We start from the raw sequence: 16,666 nt of genomic DNA, 5'->3' as shown, positions 1-16,666 counted from the left end.
GCTCCCGGAACAAAAGCCACCCTGTGGTTGTTGATCCGGGAGACAACAGGCGACAAGGCGGATCGCGGATCATGGCACGGCAGGTTTTCTGGAAGGGCTATCTGAAGCTGTCGCTGGTGACGGCCGCAGTTTCGCTGACGCCTGCCACAACCGAAAGCAACAAATACCGCTTCCACGTTCTCAACCGCAAAACCGGCAATCGCGTCGAAAGCCGCTATGTCGACAGCGTTACCCACAAGCCGGTGGCCGCAAAGAACCAGGTAAAGGGGTTTCCCCGCGCCGAAGACGATTATGTGTTGCTGGAGGATGACGAGATCGATGCGGTCGCGCTCGAAAGCACCCGCACCATCGACATCCAGACCTTCGTACCCACAGGCTCTATCGACTGGATATGGTACGACCGGCCGCACTTCCTGCGCCCGGAAGACAAGATCGGCACGGAAGCCTTCAGCGTGATACGGGAAGCCATGCGGGCAAACGGCGTTGTCGGCATTGCGCGGCTTGTTCTCTACCGCCGTGAAAGAGCGGTTCTGCTGGAACCGTCAGGCAAGGGCATCATTCTGTGGACCCTGCACTATGGCGAGGAAGTGCGCGAAAGCATCGACGCGCTGGATCCGAAGATGAAAATCGAAAAGCCGCTGCTGGACGCGATGGAAAAACGCATCGGCAAACAGATGACGGGATGGAAACCGGCGCTGGTTCAGGATCCGATCCAGAAAAAGATCAGCGCTTTGCTGAAAACCAAGAGCAAGACCGTCTCTTCCCCGGAAAAGAAGACCGGCACGAAAACCCGGACCGGCGGCAACGTCATCAACATCATGGATGCCTTGAAGAAAAGCCTTGCCTCGGACAAGAAAGGCTGACGCTCATCGGGCCTTTTTCGGCAGGGGTCGCGCGGCAGCGAAAAAGCCGTCCCATGGATCCTTCTTCAGGGCAGAAAGGCGCGCGCCGATATTGCTGACCGTGAAGTGTGCCGGACCTATCTCATCTGAGAGTTCCGCCCATTCGATTGGCGCTGAAATGGCGGCTCCCGGTCGGGCACGTGTCGAATAGGGCGCAACAGCCGTATTGCCCCTGCCATTACGCAGATAGTCGAGGAAGATGCGGCCCTGGCGTTTCGCTTTGGTTGCCACCGCAAGATATTTCTCCGGCTCCGCCTTGGCCATGTCATCCGCCATGGTCTTTGCAAAGGCCTTCAAGGCCGGCCATCCCGCTTCCGGTTTCAAAGGTGCCACGACATGCAACCCCTTGCCGCCGGAGGTTTTCACGAAAGCGGCCAGACCGGCATCTTCGAAACGCCGCTTCAGTTCCAGTGCCGCATCGATTACCTCCTGCCATGACACGTCCTCGCCGGGGTCTATATCCATGGTGATCATGTCAGGCTTTTCCCAGTTCGCGGTTGTCGCCCCCCATGGGTGAATTTCAAGCGCAGCGGACTGGACCAGGGCCATCATGCCATCGAAATCCGTAATCCTGATAAGCGGTTCGCCGCCCTTGTCCTTCGGATCCTTGATCTGTTCTATCGCCTTGTTCACACCGCGCCAGGCGTGTTTCTGGAAGAAACGCTGACCATCGATCCCTTCCGGACAACGCAGCAGCGCCAGAGGCCGGTTAACGACAAAGGGGGCCATATAGCGCCAGACCTGGACGTAATAATCGGCAAGCCCTTCCTTGGTCACGCCATCGTCCGGCCAATAAAGTCGTTCCGGATGGGTGAACTTGATCTTTGACTGCGGCGTCCCTTGTTCCGACACGGCTTTATCCTCGCGTTCGATTTCGCCCGCCGGCTTGTCTTCCCGCAAGCCGCGGAATGACGCATGGCGCAGATTGCCATCTCCGGACCAGGCACGAAACTCCACTTCTGCAACCAGTTCCGGCTTGACGAAATAGAGGTCGCGGCGCGCAAGTGCCGTGAGCTTTTCGCCGAAAGGGCTGTCATCGATGCCCAGCGGCTTCAGGCGGCCAAGCAGCATTTCGGCAATGTCAGCGGTATAGCCGGTGCCGACGCGGCCGACATGACGCAGCTTGCCTTCCTCATAAACGCCGAGCGCCAGCGAGCCAATGGCATTGTCCGACGCGGAGGAAAGCGTATAGCCGCCGATGACGAATTCCTGCCGCATCGAGCACTTGGATTTCACCCAGTTACCCTTGCGGCCAGAGACGTATTTGCTGTCCTTGACCTTGGAGATAACGCCCTCGAGGCTGAGGCGGCAGGCATGATCGAGAACAAGCCCGCCGCTTTCCTCGAAATGTTCGCTGTAGCGAAGATGCGGGTTGCTGGCGGGCAGCAGCTTTTCCAGTAGCGCCTTGCGGTCCGTCAGCGCCGCCCCGCGCAAATCCGTGCCATCCAGATACAGGAGATCGAAGGCATAAAAAACGAAGCGGTCGCTGCGCCCTTCGCTCAGGTCCTGTTGCAAGGCTGAGAAATCCGAGGCGCCGCTGTCCCGTTCCACCACGATTTCGCCGTCGATCATCAGCGTTTCGGCCGGCAGCGACTTGAGCGCTCCCGCCACGGCATCGCCGAACTTTTCGGTCCAGTCCAGTCCGCTACGGGTCAGAAGCTGGAGTTTGCCGTGGTCGATACGGACCTGCAGGCGATAGCCGTCGAACTTGATCTCATGCAGCCAGCGGGAGCCTTCCGGTGGCTTGGGTTTCAACGTTGCAAGTGCCGGCGGCACGAAGGATGGCAGCGCCTGTTTGCGGGCACCTTTCGGCAGGGCATGCGCCTGTTTTTTGCCCGAGGAAGAACTAACGGTCTTTTTCGACACGGGCTTCGAATTCCAGGTGTCCTTCGGCTTGGCGGCAACTTCTTCAACACTTCGGCCAGTCTTCACGGATTCCGGCCGCTCCTCCAGAATATCGGCGCCGCCATCATGCCTTGCCTCTTCGTCGTCGCCCTTGATCAGCAGCCAGTTTTCACGGCTTTCACCGGGCTTTCCATGCATACGTACAAGATGCCAGCGGCCTTTAAGCTTTTCGCCCTCCAGTTCGAATTCGAGATGGCCTTTGCGGTAGCCTTTCTTGGCGTCGCCAATCGGGCGCCAGACACCACGATCCCAAAGAATGACAGTGCCGCCGCCATATTGACCTTTCGGGATTACGCCTTCGAAGTCGCCGTAGCTTAGAGGGTGGTCCTCGACGTGGACCGCAAGGCGCTTGTCCTCAGGGTCAAGGCTCGGCCCGCGGGTTACAGCCCAGCTTTTAAGGACGCCGTCCATCTCCAGCCGGAAATCGTAATGCAGCCGGCGGGCATCGTGCTTCTGTATGACGAAACTGGATCCCTGCGCATCGACCTTGTCGCCCTTCGGCTCCGGCGTCTTGTCGAAACTGCGCTTGGCGTTATAGCTCTGCAAACCCATGATCAGCTCGCTTTCCGGGAGGATTTGCGCCCCGCACCAGCGGTAGATTTTCCGCTTTCGCCGTCACCGGCGCTGCGGCGCAAAGCCTCCTTCAAGTCGATGATGTTATCTTGCTTGCGCGGCGGCTGTTTACTGATTTCCCTGCCCTCGATCTTCGCCTTCACCAGTTCCGCCAGCGCATCATTGTAACGATCGGTATATTCCGCCGGATCGAATGTGCCTGCCCGTTTCCCGATGATGTGACCGGCGAGTTCAAGCATCTCTTCATCGAACTGAATATCTGGAATGGACTTGAAAACGGTGGTTTGCGAGCGAACCTCGTAGCCGAAATTCAAGGTCGTCGCCACGAGCGCCTTGCCGCTTGGACGGATCAACAGCACGCGGTTTCGGCGAAAGAGTACCGCTTCGCCAAGTGCCGAAACCTTTTCGTCGTCCATGGCTTTTGCCAGCAGCGTCAAAGCCTCTTCGCCACCTTCCTGCGTCGGCGCCAGATAATAGGATTTATCGAAATAGAGCTTGTCGATCTCGTCGTGGCTCAGAAAATGCCTGATGCGGATGACCTTGTCGTTTTCCGGCATCAGCGTTGCGATCTCATCTCCCTCGATGACGATATGGTCGCCATTGTCGAGTTCATATCCCTTGACCTGATCCTCGCGGTCGACAGCGTCGCCGGTATCGCTATCGACATATTGCCTTTCGACGCGATGGCCGGTCTTTCGGTTGACGATGTTGAAGGAGATCTTTTCCGATGAAGTGAGCGCGGAATAAAGACCGATTTCACAGGTGAAATCGCCGAATGTCAGATGACCCTTCCAGCTCGCTCTCCGGTTCATGATCGCCGCCCACGGTCGTCTTGAGAGGATTGGCCTCTGCCCCGGTCCGCAGCAAGGATGCGCTCGATAGCGGGAACGTCTGCCTCCGCCAACACCGGCACAGGGTCGGATGCCATTGCCTCCAGGACCTCTGGCGAAAGCCCGCCATTGCGGATGACCCATTCCATGGCCTCGCGCGTTTGTCGCTCGGCCTTCAGCTGCGCATAAAGCGCCAGTATCAGCCGGTCGCGGACATCGAAGGGCTTCACATCTCTGTCTGAACGTTCTGTCTGTCGTTTCATGTCAAGTCCTCAAAGCCGATCAGGCAACGCCCCGGCCTCCGGTCACACCATAGACCTCGCCATTGATGAAGCTGCCATCCTGCGAAGCCAGCAGCACATAGACCGGTGCCAGTTCCACAGGCTGGCCTGGACGGCCAAAATCGCTGTCCTTACCGAAATTCCTGACCTTTTCGTCCGGCTGCCCGCCGCTTGGCTGCAAAACCGTCCAGAAGGGACCAGGCGCGACGACATTTGCCCGAACGCCCTTTTCGATAAGCTGTTTGGCGAGCGCTTTCGTATAGGCAACGATGCCGGCTTTCGTAGTTGCATAATCAAGAAGAATGGGAGACGGCTCATAGGCCTGTATAGATGCGGTGGTAATCACCGACGATCCGGGCTCTAGATAAGGAACGGCGGCCTGCGCAATCCAGTGCAGCGCGTAGAGATTGGTCTTCATCGTGCGGTCGAAATCTTCAGTCGACAGCTCGGCGATACCCTCGCGATATTGTTGTCTTGCGGCATTGATCATTAGAATATCGAGGCCGTTGAGATCACCTACCGCTTTTTCAACCAGTTCGCGGCACCATGCCTCGTCGGTAATATCTCCGGGTAAGGCGACCGCCACGCGGCCTTCCGCTTCGATAAGTGCTACCACCTCTTCGGCGTCCGATTCTTCCTCCGGCAGATAGGATATCGCGATATCTGCACCCTCTCGCGCAAAGGCGATTGCCACGGCGCGACCGATGCCGGAATCACCGCCGGTTATGAGCGCCTTGCGCCCGGCAAGTTTGCCGCTGCCGCGATAGGTCTTTTCACCATGATCAGGGAAAGGCATCATGTTCGTGACCAGCCCCGGCATTTCCTGAGTCGGCGTTGAAAAGGGCGGGCGCGGATACTGGTTGCGCGGGTCCTGCGGCTCAAGGCGGTCTGTCATTGGTTTCTCCCAGAGATAGAATTCCATCCTTGGTGCGTCTCATGACCAGCGAATTCATCATCGGAAGGTCAGGGCTGTCGTCTGCCGCCGGCTGCGGCGGTGGCGACACGGACGCACCACACACAATCCTAACGATCTGCGTTCGCTCTCGTTCCATTGGCGTAGGAGAATGGAATTACGACGGCACCACGCCGCCGCACTCCTCTTTCAGACGGAATGTTTCTTCCGCTTGCCAGTGCTTGCCGCCGCGGCAGGAGCCACATCCGGCCTGCCGAAGAGATAACCCTGCGCCTGCGCGCAACCTTCATCGACAACCATGCGATATTGCGCGTCGGTTTCGATACCCTCCGCCGTCACTGGCAGATCGAGGCTGCGACCGAGGCCGATCACCGCGCGCACGATGGCGCGGGCATTATCATCCTCACTCATGGCGGCGATGAAGCTGCGGTCGATCTTGATCTTGTCGAAGGGGAAGCTCTGCAAGTTGCTGAGCGAGGAATAACCGGTGCCGAAATCATCCATGACGATGGCCACACCCAGCGCCTTCAACTGGTTGAGGATGATCAGCGTCGCCTTGCGGTCCTTCAGCAACGCGGCTTCGGTGATCTCGAGTTCCAGCCGGTTCGGCGAAAGGCCGGACTGCATGAGGACCGTGCAGACGACATGGCCGAGATTTGCGAGCGAAAACTGCAATGGTGAAACATTGACTGCGATTTTCAAGTGCGGCGCCCAGGTGCTCGCCTGGCGGCAGGCCTCGCGCAGCACCCATTCGCCGAGCGAGATGATGATCCCGCTTTCCTCTGCAATCGGAATGAAGACATCCGGAGGTACGACACCCCTTGTCGGATGCTGCCAGCGTACCAGCGCCTCATAACCGACGACCTGACCACATTCGACGGAAAGGACAGGTTGATAGTTCAACACCAATTCGTTGCGGTTGATGGCGAGCCGCAGATCAGTTTCGAGCTGGCGGCGCTCGCGGGCCTCCTGATCCATCAGGGGATCATAAAAGGACAATATTCCGCGCCCACCCATCTTGGCGCGGTAAAGCGCCAGATCAGCGGCGTGCAAGATGCTTTCGTTGCTGTTCCCGTCCCGCGGAAAGACGGCGATGCCGATGCTGACGCCGACAGCGGTCGGGTCGTTGGCCGCATTCATTTTCAACCCGAACATGGCAAGGATTGTCTCGGCAAGCAGACGTGCCTCCTCCGATTTGGTGTGCCGGGCAGTCAGGATAACGAATTCGTCGCCCCCGAGACGGGCGACGATATCTCCCGGCCTTGCGCATTCATCGAGGATGGTCGCAACTTTTTTCAGCACCCGGTCGCCCTCGGCATGGCCGAAAATGTCGTTGACCGCCTTGAACCGGTCGAGATCGAGCGCCAGCAAGGCAAACTCATCCTCCGCGTCGCAATGTTCGATCTGCTGGTGCAGCCGCGTCTGGAACATGGTGCGGTTCGAAAGGCCGGTCAGCACATCGTGGCGGGCCAGATATTCGATCTCCCTTTGCGCCTCCCGCTTTTCCGTCAGGTCGCGGATGGCCAGCACTTCGCAAGGATGGCCGCGATACTCGATGGTGCGCACGGCAAGCTCGAACACCTGCGGCCGGTCGGTGCGTTCGCGGATTGCCTCGACCGGCGCGAGGCGCGGCAGATAGGTGGGCTGTCCGTCCATGGCCTTGAAGAGATCATCTGGATTTTTACCCATCAGCGATGCCTCATCGCTGCCGACAAGCCCGGCAAAACGGGTGTTCAGCTCAACAATGCGGCCATCACGGACCACGGCAAGACCATCCAGCGTCGCATCCACAAGCCCCTTGAGATCGACAAGGTAGCGGTCAACGAGAGCGGCGGTGGCAGTGGCTGCGAGGACAAGGAAAGTCACGCCCGAAACGGCAGCAATCATGATCACTCTGGCGAGATTGTCGGGATCCGGGCCAGCGACGGACGGATCCGGCGACAGGATCGTGGCCGACATGGCGGTGAAATGCAAAGCGCAGATTGCCAAGATCGAACATCCGGCCGGAATGACGATGCGTTTCCATGCGGCGGAGCGAAGGAACAGGAAAAAGGCCAGCAGAAAAAATACCCAGGCAACGGCAAAGCCGCCCAAAACGGGGGCCCAGCGATAGCTGATCGTAGCGGCCACATCCATGCCCGCCATGCCGACGAAATGCATGACGGCAACCGAAAGGGTAACCAGCGTTCCGACGATAACGGGACTGTAGCTCGCCTGCGAGCGCGCCCTGAGCGCCAGCCAGAACCCCAAAACGGCCAGAACCGCCGACAGAGCCGTGAACTGGAAATCAAAGCCGATCGGGACTGAACCCTTATAAGCAAGCATGGCCACGAAATGCGTGGCCCAGACGCTGAGCCCCGCTGCAAAGGCGGCAACCAGCACCCAGTAAGGCTTGCGGCCAGCCGGGCTTTCTTCCGCACGCAACAACAAATGGAAAAAAGCATGCATGCCAAGCAGGCAAATAACCGCTGCAAGCAGCACGATCGCATGATCGTGTTGTACCGCAACGCATTCCAGAACCGTGAACATGATGCACTCTCCCAGCCTCGAGAACCGCCCACGATCGCACTATGGAGTTGGTTTATTTATAAATCTCTAATGCAACTTTGGATAATTGATCGATCTCATCGACAAAGAGCCAGGGGACGCCGGGCCGACGCGCCAGCCCACAAAGCTCTTGCGACCGGCCCAATAAACGCCAAGAGAGAAAGCCTTTATTTCCAGCTTCGAAAATCGTCCCCGGCACAACCGAAAGGTGCCGGACCATCAGCAAAACGCTCCTGCAGACGCGCGCAGCCCCACTCGTTGAGCGCCGAGGGCATCATGTTGTTGAGGTCCATGCCCGGAGAGTTGAATTGCGAAGGCGCGCTGGTGACGTACCACAGCCAGTACCCCAAGGTCGCAACGACGATAAAGGCGACAATTGCAATGAACGTTGCCAGCCGTCGCGCAAGGCTTGGGGCCTTTGTCACCGCCGCGCCGGGGGCGGATACGCCCTCCTGCCCACGGTTCGCAAGCACCGGTTCGAGCGAGGCAAGTGCTTCCGCTCTTTCCTGTTCCGATAGGTCAATTCGCTCCAGCTGATCGTCAAGCAGAACAGGCAGCGGGGTTTCACCGTGCCAGACCGCCAGTGCGACATCGTGTTGGCCTGTGTGGCCGACGACGACCGGGATTCGCCCTCTCTCCAGGTAGGTAAAGGATTGCCTCTTCGTCTTCCCTTCCCTGACCGTATCGGCATAGGTCACGAAGAGACGGCTGCGTTTTTCGGCGACCGCCGTCAGCGCCACCGGAATAACAGTCAATGGCGCCGGGTGCCGCAGACGCAGACGAGCCCGCAAGGTGCGGATAAGTGCAAGCAGCAGTGCGAAACAGCCGAAACCGAGCAGGGCAACGAACACGCCCAGGGTTATGATCCGGTTCCAGAGCATATCGAGGCCAAGCGAAATCGTTGCAAGTTCGGGATTCTTCGCCGAAATGACCAGACCGGTTTCATAGTCGCCGGAATGGAAATCGACGAACATGACCTCGACATCCTTATTGTAGCTCACACCGCCATGCTCGTAGGAAAGCTCCGCTTCGCAATTCGTGAAGATCGCCTTGCGGGTCTTGCAACTGCCGTTGATATCGCCGCTTTCGATCTCCAGCGGGTCGCGGCTGATCTGATAGTCGCGCAACACACCCGGGCCTTCGGCCACGAGCAGGAAGACTGTAATCACCAGCAGCACGGGGATGGAAAAATAATAGGCCGCCGGTACCGAAATGACACCGCGCTTCAAACCGAGCGGCCTTGCGGGAAGTTTGATCTGTGGGAAGCTCATGGTGCCAACGCATTTAGTGGAATGTGAGCGAGCGGGGTTTGGGAATCCCGCTCTGGGAAAGGGTTGATCGCTGCACGGTCTAACCCGCTAGAGCCATCGCGAAAACCCCAAGAATTCAAGGATGCGGGCGTAATAGTTCGCACGGCGGCCCTGTCTTAATTGGCAAGCAAGCAGTCGGGGGACCCACAAAAAAACGGGCGGTAAAGTCACCGCCCGTCACATGTTTTCCGTCTAGTGGTTTGCAGTCACTGCTTCGTCACGTTTTCCAGTCGCGTCGTCTGGCTGGGGTGACCGACATAATCCTTGACGCGCGACGTCAAAACGATCGGCTCGTATCTCTCGAAGAGAGGCAGAACCGCTGGCTTCTGCGCGACGAACATTTCCTGCATCTGGGTGTAGATTTCCCCACGTTTCTTGGCATCGGGCTCAAGGGAAGCCTTTGCGGTCAGAGCCGTCAGTTCCGGAATGTCCCAGGCAGAGCGCCAGACGAAATTGCCGGCATTGTTGGCAGCAAGCGAGTTGTCGGGGTTACTGGAGAACTGCTCCATCGAGCCGAGGACGTTGGGCATATAGGCGCCCGTCTGCGGAATGAGCAGATCGAAGTCCCGCGCACGGTGAGCGGCAATCACATCCGAACCGTTACCCTGCTGAATGTTCACCTTGATACCGACCTGGCTGAGCGATGCCTGGATGGCCGTAGCAAGATCGATACGCGGCGTTTGGGCAATTGTCTTCAGATTAAGCGTGAAGCCATTCTCATAACCGGCTTCCTTCAGGAGAGACTTCGCTTTCTCGACATCAAGCTTCCAGTCGGGGCTTGGAATGGCATATTCGAAATTCTCCGGAACCGGCACCGTGCGCGCCCTGCCATAGGGGCCCATGATGGTCTTTTCCATTCCCTTGTAGTCGATGCCGTAAGCAATCGCTTCGCGAACCTTGGGGTTGGAAAGAGGCTCCTTGCCGGCATTCATGGACAGGACGTAGAAACCACCCGTCGGCACGCGCTGGATCTGAAAACCTTCCTTGTTGTTGAAGGTCGCAAGGTCGGATGCCGTCAGCGCGCTGGCAATGTCGATGTCGCCTCGCTCCAGCATCAGGCGCTCCACCTGGCTTTCCGGTACATGCCGCACGATCACGCGACGCATTTTCGGGCTGCCAGCCACATAGTCCTTGTTGGCCTCAAGAATAATGATTTCGTTCGGCGACCAGCGATTGAGGGTGAAGGGGCCTGAACCGGCGGAATTTGTTCTCAGCCACGCATTGCCCCAGTCGCCGTCAACTTCATGGGACTTGAGCTCCTTGCTGTCGACAACGCTGGCAATGACCATCGCCAGACGATAGAGCAGCAGTTCGGATGTCGTTTGCCCCGACAGTTCGATGCGGACGGTCTTTTCGTCCGGGGCGCTCACCAGCTTGTCGACATTTTCCGCGTTGTAACCAACGCGCTTGAGGTTGGCGGCCGCCGCCTGATTCATCTTCAAAAGGCGGCTGAACGAATAAACCACATCTGCGGAGGTAACGGGATTGCCCGACGCAAAGTTGGCGGCGCGAAGATGAAACGTGATGCCCTTGTCATCTGTCTCCCAGCGCTCTGCCAGCTGCGGCGAAACCTTCCCCGAGCCATCGACCGAGATCAGCCGATCGTAAAGATTGGCCATGATTTCGTTGGCTTTCGCTTCGGTAGCCTGATGGGGGTCGAGCGACAGCACCTGGGCAAGCGATGTCCCGACGACGAGCTGGTCGTTGGGGGTCTTGGCCGCCACCGGCGACGCCTGCACCAACATGGCGCCCAGAACGGTGGTGAATGCGAGACGGATCATTGATTTTTTCATACCTGCTCCTCCTACAGATCGGTAATTGCAAGCCGGCAGCGCCACGTGCGCCAACCGGCCTGAAACAGTCAAAGATGGTTGTTATTAAGCGCCTCGATGAGCGCGGCGATGTAGCCGTAGCAAAACGCAAAGGCGACACCGACGGGATCGCGGCCCGCAATCGTCGGCACATGATCGGGCATGATCATGTAGCGATAGCCGAGTTCATGGTAGAGCTTCAGCGAACGGACCATGTCCATGTCACCCTCGTCGGGAAACGTTTCCATGAACGACAGCTTGCCGCCGCTGATGTTGCGGAAATGGACATTGAATATCTTGTCGCGGCTGCCAAACCAGCGGATGATCTCGTCGATCTCCTCGCGCGGATTGTCGAGCATCTCGCCGATCGATCCCTGGCAGAAATTCAGGCCGTGATAGGGGCTTTCCCGCATCTGCACGAATTTCTTCAGGCCCTCGACGGTGCCGAGCACCCGGGTGACACCCTTGTAGCCGGGCGGGGTGTAGGGGTCATGCGGATGGCAGGCGAGCCGCACCTTGTTGCTTTCGGCAACCGGCACCACGCGTTCGAGGAAATAGTCGATGCGTTCCCAGTTTTCGTCCTCGGATAGAACACCGGCAAGGCCCGGAGCCGCGTCATGGTCCGCCTTGTCCCATCGCCAGGCTTCATTGAGCGAACCACCGCGCCCACGCTCCATTTCAGTGCGCGGGATGCCGATGAGATTGAGGTTATATTTCGCCGCCGGGATGCCGGCCCTGGCGATATCCTCAATCATTCTGCAGACGGCATCAATCTGCCGGTCGCGCTCTGGCCCGGCAAGCAGGATATCGGGAAACGACGCCTGTTCGATCGGCCTTGATGGCAACGGCAATTGCACCATGTCGAGCACGAGGCCAAAGCTCTCGACCTTGTCACGGTGACGCTCAAAATCCTCAAAGGTCCAGCTTGCGGGTGCACCAGGCGGATCGGCGTTGATATTCCTGACGCCAAGCTGCGCCCAAACCTTGAAATCCTCGTCATCGCGCGCTGTCACCTGGGTGCCGACATACATCGATTCTCTCCTCACTCCATGCTAGTCATCATATGACATCGCACGAAATAAGATGAGTGTCGAGATGCTATTGCGCCTCGGAAAGCAACCTGTATCGACGTTGGCTCGCAAGCATATGATCGCGCATGGCTTTCCGCGCGGCATCCGGATCCTGCTCTACGATGGCGCGCAGGATTGCCTCATGCTCGGCCTGCACTTTGCGCAGATAATCCGCGTCGCCCGTCTCCGGCAGGGTTGGAAACTGACCGCGCGGTATCGAGCGTGACCCGAACTGGCGCAGTGCCTCGAGATAGAACCGGTTGTTGGTCGCTATCGCAATGGCCGTGTGAAACTCGTAATCGGCACTGACGGTGCTTTCGCCCGCATCGATGGCCCTGCCCATTTTCCGATGGGCTGCGGAAATCGCCGCTTCCTGCTGGGCTGTGCGGCGATAGGCAGCAATTGCCGCTGCTTCGCCTTCGGTTGCGAGCCGAAACTCAAGCATTTCCAGCGTTTCTGCAATTGTGCCAACTTCGGATTGCGTCAGCTTCACACCCGCCCACTCGCTGACATTGCTGACGAACACGCCCTTGCCGTGAATGGGAATGACATAGCCGGAAGAGCGCAGATCCGCGATCGCCTCGCGAACCACTGTGCGGCTCACGCCGTAGGTACGCTCAAGCTGCGGTTCCGTGGGAAGCTGATCGCCGTTCTTCAGTTTTCCACTGCGAATTTCTGCACTGAGATTATCGATGATCTGTTGTGCCCGCCGCTCCCGCGGCTTTTCCCTATCGCCCATCATGCCACTCTTCCCTCTTGCAGAAAACGAATCCCTTCGTTACTCATATGATGACGTGGCGTTACGTCATATGTTTTCATGTTAGCTCAGGGAGGAGTTGGGATGAAGTACCATCAAAAGTTTTTGCAGGGTAGAATTGCTCGTCTGCGGCGAGCCGTTCAAAAAGTGGCATCGCTGACAGCGTTTTCTCGTGGAAGTGCGATTTGCGATGACTGAAATTTCATTGCGCGGGCTTGGACATCGCTTCCTGCAACTTGTCGTCAGCCTCTTCATCCTGCTCTGCATCACCTTCATCATTGGCCGGGTGATGCCGACCGATCCGGTCGGGGCAATCGTCGGTGAGCTTGCAGATCCCAAGGCCTATGAAGCCATGCGGGCTCGGCTTGGGCTTGATCTCCCTCTCTACCAGCAGTTTTTCATCTATCTCCGCGGGCTACTGCACGGCGATTTCGGTATAGCTATCCTGACCGGAAACCCGGTAACGCGGGACCTGGCGCAGGCCTTCCCGGCGACGCTTGAGCTTGCAACGCTGGCAATCATCATCTCCACCGTCATCGGCGTCCCGCTCGGTCTCGCCGCGGCCCTGTTTCGCGACACGTTCATCGACAAGTTCGCACGTGTCTTTGCGCTGGTGGGGCATTCGATACCCGTATTCTGGTTCGGTATCGTCGGGCTCGTTATTTTTTATGCGAATCTCAACCTTGTCGCCGGGCCCGGTCGCGTGGACGTCTTTTACGAAGGCCTCGTGGAGCCGAGAACAGGGCTGATGCTGGTCGACACTCTTCTCGCAGGTGAGACAGAGATTTTCTGGAATGCGCTCGCGCATATCATGCTGCCGGCGATCATCCTTGCCTATATGGCAATGGCCTATATTACCCGCATGACACGCGCTTTCACGCTCGAACAGCTCAGCCAGGATTACGTGATTGCGGCGCGTGCGAAAGGCGTCAGCCCGGCGCGCACCGTAACCCGCCATGTACTGCCGAATATCGCGGTGCAGCTGATCACCGTTCTCGCCATCTCCTATGGCAACCTGCTGGAAGGCGCCGTTGTGACCGAAATCGTCTTCTCCTGGCCCGGCATCGGACAATACATGACGAATGCACTGCTTATTGGTGACATGAATGCGATCCTCGCAGCCACGATCGTCATCGGCTTCATCTTCATGATGCTCAACTTCCTCGCAGACGTGGCCTACACCACGCTTGACCCGCGGACACGGGAGGTCGCTCGATGACCGATATAACTCAGAACACTCCCGTACGGAGCCGCAGCGCGTTGTCTCGGATATCCACAACGACGGCGCGGACGCTGCGGAAGCTTGGCGACGAGCCGCTTGGAATGTTCGGCTTTGCCATTCTCGCCATTCTGGTCGTGGTTGCCATTTTCGCTCCCCTGATTGCGCCATATGATCCGGTGCGCCAGGTGCTAGACAATGCGCTCCAGCCTCCCAGCTGGGCGCATCTGGCGGGGACCGACGAATTTGGCCGAGACATTTTCAGCCGCCTCGTCTATGGCACCCGCATCACGATCCAGACCGTCTTGTCGGTCTCGGTCATCGTCGGCCCTATCGGCCTTGCAATCGGTGTCATGGCCGGTTTCTTCGGCGGCAGAACCGACGCCATTCTGATGCGCGCGACCGATATTGTCCTTTCCTTCCCTTCGCTCGTTCTGGCACTTGCCTTTGCTGCTGCAATGGGAGCCGGTCTCGGCACCGCAATCATCGCGATCTCGCTGACCGCCTGGCCGCCCATCGCGCGTCTGGCGCGTGCCGAAGCGCTGGTCGTGCGCAACACCGACTATGTTGCGGCCGCACGCCTCTATGGGGCCTCGCCGATGCGCATCCTGTTTCTTTATATCGCGCCGATGTGCATTCCTTCGGTCATCGTCAGACTGACATTGAATATGGCCGGTATCATCCTGACGGCCGCCTCGCTTGGCTTCCTCGGTCTTGGCGCTCAGCCGCCGCTTCCCGAATGGGGGGCGATGATTTCCAGCGGCCGTAAATTCATGCTCGATTACTGGTGGGTCGCCGTCATGCCCGGCATCGCGATCCTTTTGACGAGCCTTGCCTTCAACATCGCTGGCGATACGCTGCGCGACCTACTGGATCCGCGTCATGCCCGTTCCTGATAGCTCTCCCATTCTTTCGGTCCGCGATCTTAACGTTCGCTTTGGCCGCAACGCCATCCCCGCCGTCTCCAATGTCAACTTCGACGTCGGACGCGAGCGTGTCGGTATCGTCGGCGAATCCGGGTCCGGAAAGTCCACGACCGGCCGTGCCGCCATGCGCCTTCTGCCCAAGAGCGCCACGGTGACGGCCGAACGGATGGATTTCCTCTCCGAACCCCTGCTTGAAAAATCCGAGCGCCAGATGGGTGCGATCCGCGGCAGCGAGATGGCGCTCATCATGCAGGATCCGCGTTATTCCCTCAATCCGGTCCTGCCGATCGGAAAGCAGGTGGCGGAAGCGGCCGAGCTGCATCTGGCCCTCAAGGGCAAGGCCGCCAGAAATGCCGCGCGCGACATGCTGCTGCGCGTGCGCATCAACGATCCTGACCGCGTGATGGGGCTTTATCCCCACCAGATTTCAGGCGGCATGGGACAGCGCGTGATGATCGCCATGATGCTGCTTGCCAAACCCAAGCTGGTCATCGCCGACGAACCGACCTCAGCACTCGATGTCAGCGTCCGCAAGGATGTCCTTCTGCTTCTGGACGAGATGGTGCGCGAAAACAATTCGGGCCTCATCCTCATCAGTCACGATATCCGCATGGTCGCGGCCTTTTGCGAACGCGTGCTGGTCATGTATGGCGGACGCGTCGTGGAGACGCTTTCCAAGCTCGAAGATGCGCAACACCCCTATACACGGGGCCTGATCGCGGCCATGCCCGATCCCCGCAATCCGGTCCGGCGCCTCAAGGTGCTGGATCGCCAGGCAATCGATGCGGAGGTGATGCGATGATCACGGTAGACAAGCTTGATGTCGTCTACGGCACGAAGGAAAACCGCAATCATGTCGTGCGCGACGTCAGCTTTCGGGTCAACCGAGGCGAGACACTCGGCATCGTTGGCGAAAGCGGTTGCGGCAAGTCGACATTGCTGCGGTCGCTTGCCGGCCTGGAATCCGGCTGGACCGGATCGATCTCTTTCGAAGGAAAGCCTGTAGGCAAAGTCCGTAGCCGCGACGAGCTGAAGCTGGCGCAGATGGTGTTCCAGGACCCCTATGGTTCCCTGCACCCACGCCACCGCATCGGCCGGGCTCTTGCCGAACCGATCCGCTCCATGGGGCTTGGTGACGGCTGGTCGAAGGTTCCGGCCGCGCTGCAGCAGGTTGGCCTGCCCGCGCATTTTGCCGAGCGCTTCCCGCACGAACTGTCCGGAGGCCAGCGTCAGCGTGTTGCGATCGCCCGCGCGCTTATCCTCGAGCCGCCGATCCTGCTTCTCGACGAGCCGACATCCGCTCTCGACGTCTCCATTCAGGCGGAAATCCTGAACCTGCTGGCCGATCAGCGCGACGAGCAGAACCTCACCTTCGTTCTCGTCAGCCACGACCTGTCGGTTATAGCCCATATGTGCGACCGCGTTCTGGTCATGCAGAATGGCGTTTTTGTCGATGAGTTGACCAAGGCCGATCTTGAAGCGGGCATCACCCACGCGGCGTATTCAGGCGAACTCTTCGAGAGCAGCTTCCTTTGAAAGCCGTCATGGGGTGAGCCATGGGAACAGCTGGACTGCGAGGTTTTCCCTGGCAGTCCAGTAGTCGATCAGGCCGTCGGGCCGCG

At 58.7% G+C, this 16,666-nt stretch carries 14 protein-coding genes; 5 read left to right on the top strand and 9 right to left on the bottom strand.

Annotation, left to right across the window (positions count from 1 at the left end):
- Positions 1 to 71 precede the first annotated feature (71 nt).
- A complete protein-coding gene (ku, locus tag ACQZ6D_RS22260; RefSeq protein ID WP_004431193.1) occupies positions 72 to 863 on the top strand; it encodes a non-homologous end joining protein Ku in 792 nt (263 codons plus the stop codon).
- A gap of 3 nt (positions 864 to 866) precedes the next feature.
- Here ku (ACQZ6D_RS22260) and ligD read toward each other — a convergent pair whose 3' ends face one another.
- From ligD to ACQZ6D_RS22215, 9 genes are all read right to left on the bottom strand, one after another.
- The gene (gene ligD, locus ACQZ6D_RS22255; protein WP_111796670.1) at positions 867 to 3,359 is read right to left on the bottom strand and encodes a DNA ligase D; all 2,493 of its coding nucleotides are present in this window, start codon (positions 3,357 to 3,359) and stop codon (positions 867 to 869) included.
- 2 nt (positions 3,360 to 3,361) lie between these two features.
- Entirely contained in the window at positions 3,362 to 4,192 is an 831-nt protein-coding gene (gene ku / locus ACQZ6D_RS22250) for a non-homologous end joining protein Ku (RefSeq protein ID WP_112161251.1), read from the bottom strand.
- A complete protein-coding gene (locus ACQZ6D_RS22245; RefSeq protein WP_112161252.1) occupies positions 4,189 to 4,473 on the bottom strand; it encodes a hypothetical protein in 285 nt (94 codons plus the stop codon). Before ACQZ6D_RS22245 ends, ku (ACQZ6D_RS22250) begins: the two co-directional genes overlap by 4 nt.
- A gap of 19 nt (positions 4,474 to 4,492) precedes the next feature.
- Positions 4,493 to 5,386, bottom strand: a complete 894-nt coding sequence (locus ACQZ6D_RS22240; RefSeq protein ID WP_448730046.1) for an SDR family oxidoreductase — start codon at positions 5,384 to 5,386, stop codon at positions 4,493 to 4,495.
- A gap of 207 nt (positions 5,387 to 5,593) precedes the next feature.
- Positions 5,594 to 7,933 (bottom strand): bifunctional diguanylate cyclase/phosphodiesterase, encoded by a 2,340-nt coding sequence (locus ACQZ6D_RS22235; RefSeq protein WP_111784135.1) that lies wholly within the window; start codon positions 7,931 to 7,933, stop codon positions 5,594 to 5,596.
- A 185-nt stretch (positions 7,934 to 8,118) separates the two neighbouring features.
- Positions 8,119 to 9,222, bottom strand: coding sequence for a hypothetical protein (locus ACQZ6D_RS22230; protein WP_448730047.1), 1,104 nt, complete (start codon positions 9,220 to 9,222; stop codon positions 8,119 to 8,121).
- 245 nt (positions 9,223 to 9,467) lie between these two features.
- Positions 9,468 to 11,006 (bottom strand): ABC transporter substrate-binding protein, encoded by a 1,539-nt coding sequence (locus ACQZ6D_RS22225; RefSeq protein ID WP_370953851.1) that lies wholly within the window; start codon positions 11,004 to 11,006, stop codon positions 9,468 to 9,470.
- A 116-nt stretch (positions 11,007 to 11,122) separates the two neighbouring features.
- Positions 11,123 to 12,103: a mannonate dehydratase gene (locus ACQZ6D_RS22220; protein ID WP_004431175.1), complete on the bottom strand. Its 981-nt coding sequence runs from the start codon at positions 12,101 to 12,103 to the stop codon at positions 11,123 to 11,125.
- A 67-nt stretch (positions 12,104 to 12,170) separates the two neighbouring features.
- Positions 12,171 to 12,884 (bottom strand): FadR/GntR family transcriptional regulator, encoded by a 714-nt coding sequence (locus ACQZ6D_RS22215; protein ID WP_004431172.1) that lies wholly within the window; start codon positions 12,882 to 12,884, stop codon positions 12,171 to 12,173.
- Positions 12,885 to 13,089: 205 nt separating this feature from the next.
- Between ACQZ6D_RS22215 and ACQZ6D_RS22210 the strand changes: the two genes are divergently transcribed.
- The 4 genes from ACQZ6D_RS22210 to ACQZ6D_RS22195 are packed head-to-tail and all read left to right on the top strand — an operon-like array spanning position 13,090 to position 16,580.
- Positions 13,090 to 14,118, top strand: a complete 1,029-nt coding sequence (locus tag ACQZ6D_RS22210) for an ABC transporter permease (protein WP_004431168.1) — start codon at positions 13,090 to 13,092, stop codon at positions 14,116 to 14,118.
- A complete protein-coding gene (locus tag ACQZ6D_RS22205; protein ID WP_013761140.1) occupies positions 14,115 to 15,014 on the top strand; it encodes an ABC transporter permease in 900 nt (299 codons plus the stop codon). Before ACQZ6D_RS22210 ends, ACQZ6D_RS22205 begins: the two co-directional genes overlap by 4 nt.
- Positions 15,001 to 15,846 carry an ABC transporter ATP-binding protein gene (locus tag ACQZ6D_RS22200; RefSeq protein ID WP_025594967.1) on the top strand — a complete coding sequence of 282 codons (846 nt, stop codon included), beginning with the start codon at positions 15,001 to 15,003 and terminating at the stop codon, positions 15,844 to 15,846. Before ACQZ6D_RS22205 ends, ACQZ6D_RS22200 begins: the two co-directional genes overlap by 14 nt.
- Positions 15,843 to 16,580 carry an ABC transporter ATP-binding protein gene (locus tag ACQZ6D_RS22195; protein ID WP_025594968.1) on the top strand — a complete coding sequence of 246 codons (738 nt, stop codon included), beginning with the start codon at positions 15,843 to 15,845 and terminating at the stop codon, positions 16,578 to 16,580. The genes ACQZ6D_RS22200 and ACQZ6D_RS22195 overlap by 4 nt, the downstream gene beginning before the upstream one ends.
- The last annotated feature ends 86 nt before the right edge of the window (positions 16,581 to 16,666 follow it).

The organism is Agrobacterium sp. 22-3639C2, assembly GCF_053522105.1.
The sequence above is the reverse complement of the archived record's forward strand: the minus strand, read 5'-3'. Positions and strand labels throughout refer to the sequence as shown.

Bases quoted from the DNA above. Each gene is read 5' to 3' on its own strand.
- ku (WP_004431193.1), top strand. From the start codon at position 72: ATGGCACGGCAGGTTTTCTGGAAGGGCTATCTGAAGCTGTCGCTGGTG.
- ligD (WP_111796670.1), bottom strand. From the start codon at position 3,359: ATGGGTTTGCAGAGCTATAACGCCAAGCGCAGTTTCGACAAGACGCCG.
- ku (WP_112161251.1), bottom strand. From the start codon at position 4,192: ATGAACCGGAGAGCGAGCTGGAAGGGTCATCTGACATTCGGCGATTTC.
- ACQZ6D_RS22245 (WP_112161252.1), bottom strand. From the start codon at position 4,473: ATGAAACGACAGACAGAACGTTCAGACAGAGATGTGAAGCCCTTCGAT.
- ACQZ6D_RS22240 (WP_448730046.1), bottom strand. From the start codon at position 5,386: ATGACAGACCGCCTTGAGCCGCAGGACCCGCGCAACCAGTATCCGCGC.
- ACQZ6D_RS22235 (WP_111784135.1), bottom strand. From the start codon at position 7,933: ATGTTCACGGTTCTGGAATGCGTTGCGGTACAACACGATCATGCGATC.
- ACQZ6D_RS22230 (WP_448730047.1), bottom strand. From the start codon at position 9,222: ATGAGCTTCCCACAGATCAAACTTCCCGCAAGGCCGCTCGGTTTGAAG.
- ACQZ6D_RS22225 (WP_370953851.1), bottom strand. From the start codon at position 11,006: ATGTTGGTGCAGGCGTCGCCGGTGGCGGCCAAGACCCCCAACGACCAG.
- ACQZ6D_RS22220 (WP_004431175.1), bottom strand. From the start codon at position 12,103: ATGTATGTCGGCACCCAGGTGACAGCGCGCGATGACGAGGATTTCAAG.
- ACQZ6D_RS22215 (WP_004431172.1), bottom strand. From the start codon at position 12,884: ATGATGGGCGATAGGGAAAAGCCGCGGGAGCGGCGGGCACAACAGATC.
- ACQZ6D_RS22210 (WP_004431168.1), top strand. From the start codon at position 13,090: ATGACTGAAATTTCATTGCGCGGGCTTGGACATCGCTTCCTGCAACTT.
- ACQZ6D_RS22205 (WP_013761140.1), top strand. From the start codon at position 14,115: ATGACCGATATAACTCAGAACACTCCCGTACGGAGCCGCAGCGCGTTG.
- ACQZ6D_RS22200 (WP_025594967.1), top strand. From the start codon at position 15,001: ATGCCCGTTCCTGATAGCTCTCCCATTCTTTCGGTCCGCGATCTTAAC.
- ACQZ6D_RS22195 (WP_025594968.1), top strand. From the start codon at position 15,843: ATGATCACGGTAGACAAGCTTGATGTCGTCTACGGCACGAAGGAAAAC.